Below are 3,527 nucleotides of genomic sequence, written 5' to 3' on the forward strand. Positions count from 1 at the left end.
TAATGTTTTTATACCCTTTACAACCCATCAAAAGATCACCATAATTTTTAGTATGTATTAAGTAGTATTAGCTTTTCATTTTGCAGTAAGCTATTGATTATCTTATATTTTTCTAATTATTGCTTTTTTCTTGGTGTGGTATATGAACTTAACTAGCCCTAAGGTTTCTACTATGTTTTTTGATCAGATTATTACAGTAACGGATCACAATGTTACTTGGGAAAAAATCCAAAATTGTCTTTATAATCTTTATGGAGAAGCAACATATAATAGCTGGCTGAGTTCACTAAAATTTGTCAGTAGCAGAAATGGGGAAGTTCTTTTATCCGTGTCAACAAGGTTTATAAAAGAGTGGATTACAGTTCATTACATGAAAAAAATATTATCATTATGGCAAAGCGAAGATAAAAGTATACGTTCTATTGATATTCAAGTAATTGAGGAGAGGAATTCAAATTTTAATGTTATACTAAAAAACAGAGAGGAAAGTAATCATAATCTTGGTTCGCCGCTGTATCCAAGGTTCACCTTTGATAATTTTGTAGTGGGAAAGCCAAATGAATTAGCATTTACGGCGGCAAAGCGTGTGGCAGAATCTATAGATCCAATATTAGGCAGCAATCCTTTGTTTCTATATGGTGGAGTGGGACTTGGTAAAACACATCTAATGCATGCTATAGCTTGGCACATAGTCAATTCCCCATCAACAAAAAGAAAAGTGGTGTATTTATCAGCAGAGAAATTCATGTACCAATATATTACAGCGCTGCGAAGCAAAGATATTATGTTATTTAAAGAGCAATTTAGATCAGTAGATGTATTGATGGTAGATGATGTGCAATTTATCAGTGGTAAAGATAGTACACAAGAAGAATTTTTTCACACTTTCAATGCATTGATAGACCAAAATAAACAATTGGTTATATCAGCTGATAGGTCTCCTAGTGATCTTGATGGAGTGGAAGAAAGAATAAAATCACGACTCGGTTGGGGGTTGGTGGCAGATATTAATGAAACAACTTTGGAATTAAGGCTTGGATCATCTGNNGGCAAAAGTGGAGCAGATGAATATGTATGTTCCGAAAGATGTCCTAGAGTTTTTAGCAAGGAACATAAAATCTAATATAAGAGAATTAGAAGGAGCATTAAATAAGGTTACCCATACCTCATTAATTGGAAGAAGTATGACGGTAGAATCAGCTAGTGAAACCCTAATCGATCTTCTTAGGTCAAATCATAGGTCAGTCACAATAGAAGAAATACAAAAGAAAGTAGCTGAATTTTTCAATATAAAGGTTGCAGATATGCAATCCAATAGAAGGCTTCGCAGTCTTGCAAGGCCAAGACAAATAGCTATGTATTTTGCCAAAAAATTTACGCAAAAAAGCCTACCAGATATTGGGAGAAACTTTGGTGGCAGAGACCATGCTACTGTTATACATGCAGTAAAACAAGTAGAAAATTTTATAAAGACCGACTCAAAATTTGCTGATGAAATCAATCGATTAAAAAAAATGTTTAAGTAGGGTTATGTTAAAGAGGGAATATGCTTGAATTTACTAGTTTCCGGACAACCTCTTAATCCGTTTAAGTTTAAAATCTTCTGTTAGCTTCGCAGAATACATTTCCTTATTGTGTTGATTATAGAAGGTAAATTCGTGATCATCTAAATTTAGTATTGCAAAGCCAAAGCCAAAAAAGTTTCTAACCTCGTGTGCTAAGTAGTTTTTACCATTTGAATAGTCAAATTCTACATTTTGATAAACAGATTCTTGATCTTGAGCGTGTAATGATGCACCACCGTTTCCAACTATAATTTGGTCTGGAACATTATCCATTAATAAAATCTGGGCTATATGAATGTGGCCAGAAACTATGGTAGTAACATTGCTTGGAAATTTATCTCCAAAAGCTTCGATTTGTGTAAGATTACCATGGCTTTTTAATGTCAAAAATTCTTTTTTTGGAGATCTCCAAAGCGGTTTATGAGTTAAAAACCACATGGGCTTGTCAGAACTATTTTGTATCAATTTATCAAATTGCCTCTCAAAAGCATCAATTGTGCTTTGGGTTGTAAAAATATCCTCACCGGATGAAGAGTCGAAGATAAAAAATTTCATCGGTCCAGCATCTAAGGACCAACTAGAAACGAAGTTTCCACATTTTTCAGACGAAAAGGGGTATGAATCTAGATACCTGAACCATCCTTCATAAGCTCTATCACAACTCTCATGGTTTCCACGAACAAAAAGGAAAGGGGATTGTGATAAAATATCCTTTGCAGGCTCAAACCAATCAGCGTACCAAACTTCTTTATTATATCCATAAATATCGCCACACTTTTTTGTATTTCTACATTTTGTTTGTCTATAATGATAATCACCAACATGGATAATTAAATCTGGTTTATGAAGGGCGATTGAATCTAAATTTTTTTTTAAAGGCCAGCTATCTACCGAATTACATTCCTGCTGAAATAACATATTTATTCTACAGCCCGTGTCACCAATGAAAGCAATTTTATTAACCTTTTTTGGTAATATAGGAACCCGTAGATCCTCAATACTAATGTTTTTGGCACTTGTTTGTACTGTCAGTTCACAAACTGTTTCGTTATGACCACCATTGTTAATTAAGCTGCGATTCAGCATTTCTGTTTCCTCGCCATCAACATAAACAATGGGACACATGTCATTGTCCGTAATTGCGCGTATGCTTAGTTTATTTTCTGGGATAACTTGAGACCATGTGTATAATATTTGTGCATGGACGAAATGAAAGCTAGTTATAAGAGAGAGAGCTAAAAAAATAAAGATATTAGCTATATTCATTTGTATAAAAACCTAAGTTAAAAATTAGTAGTAAGGTTATCTTAAATGATTAAAATTTATAATCACAAAATTCATAATCAAATTATACAAACAATTTCTAAATTATTCTAGTATCAGATTGACACTCTAGATGAAAAATTCTAAAATGATTAAGTAATTTAAAATAATTATATAAAAACTAGAATATAGTGCGGCCGTGGTGGAATTGGTAGACACGCAGCGTTGAGGTCGCTGTGGCTCATAAGGCCTTGGAAGTTCAAGTCTTCTCGGCCGCACCAGTTTTTATCGCTGTTTAATATGGGTAAAAATGTTTATAGGAAATCAGAGTAGCAATAAGGTAGAAAGAGCTATCAGCGAAATCAGGCGCGGTCGGCCAATTGTAATATATGATGAAAGTAATTACCTATTGTTTGCTGCTGCTGAGGCTTTAGAAAGAGATTTATTTAATCAATACAAGCTTACATCAAGTAATGTATATGTTACTTTAACTTCAAGTAAGGTAAAATACATATCTCAGAATAAAGAACATAACAGCAAACGTCTGTTGGTGAATAATTTTGATGAACTGCTCTATTTAATAAACTGTTCAAAGGAAGATTGCATAAAAGAGTTGCAATGCTCAAAGACAATAGATGAATGTGCTATTGCCTTGCTTAAGTTCTCAGAATTATTGCCATACGCGTTAGTGGCTGATAT

General features: G+C 33.6%; 1 protein-coding gene, 1 tRNA gene and 2 pseudogenes. 3 read left to right on the forward strand and 1 reads right to left on the reverse strand.

Translation table 11 applies throughout. The features are described 5' to 3' along the window. Positions 1–142 precede the first annotated feature (142 nt). A pseudogene (dnaA, locus tag WG67_RS00005) lies at positions 143–1,526 on the forward strand (chromosomal replication initiator protein DnaA). Between the two features lie 33 nt (positions 1,527–1,559). Here dnaA and WG67_RS00010 read toward each other — a convergent pair. After that, positions 1,560–2,831, reverse strand: a complete 1,272-nt coding sequence (locus WG67_RS00010) for a metallophosphoesterase (protein ID WP_070356701.1) — start codon at positions 2,829–2,831, stop codon at positions 1,560–1,562. A gap of 190 nt (positions 2,832–3,021) precedes the next feature. Here WG67_RS00010 and WG67_RS00015 point away from each other — a divergent pair. Both WG67_RS00015 and WG67_RS07910 read left to right on the forward strand, forming a co-directional pair. Beyond that, positions 3,022–3,109: transfer RNA gene (locus WG67_RS00015), tRNA-Leu, on the forward strand. 29 nt (positions 3,110–3,138) lie between these two features. Continuing rightward, positions 3,139–3,527: pseudogene (locus WG67_RS07910) on the forward strand (GTP cyclohydrolase II); the annotation flags it as partial.

The organism is Wolbachia endosymbiont of Drosophila incompta, from assembly GCF_001758565.1.
GTDB classification, from domain to species: Bacteria; Pseudomonadota; Alphaproteobacteria; order Rickettsiales; family Anaplasmataceae; genus Wolbachia; species Wolbachia pipientis.

Bases quoted from the DNA above. Each gene is read 5' to 3' on its own strand.
- WG67_RS00010 (WP_070356701.1), bottom strand. From the start codon at position 2,831: ATGAATATAGCTAATATCTTTATTTTTTTAGCTCTCTCTCTTATAACT.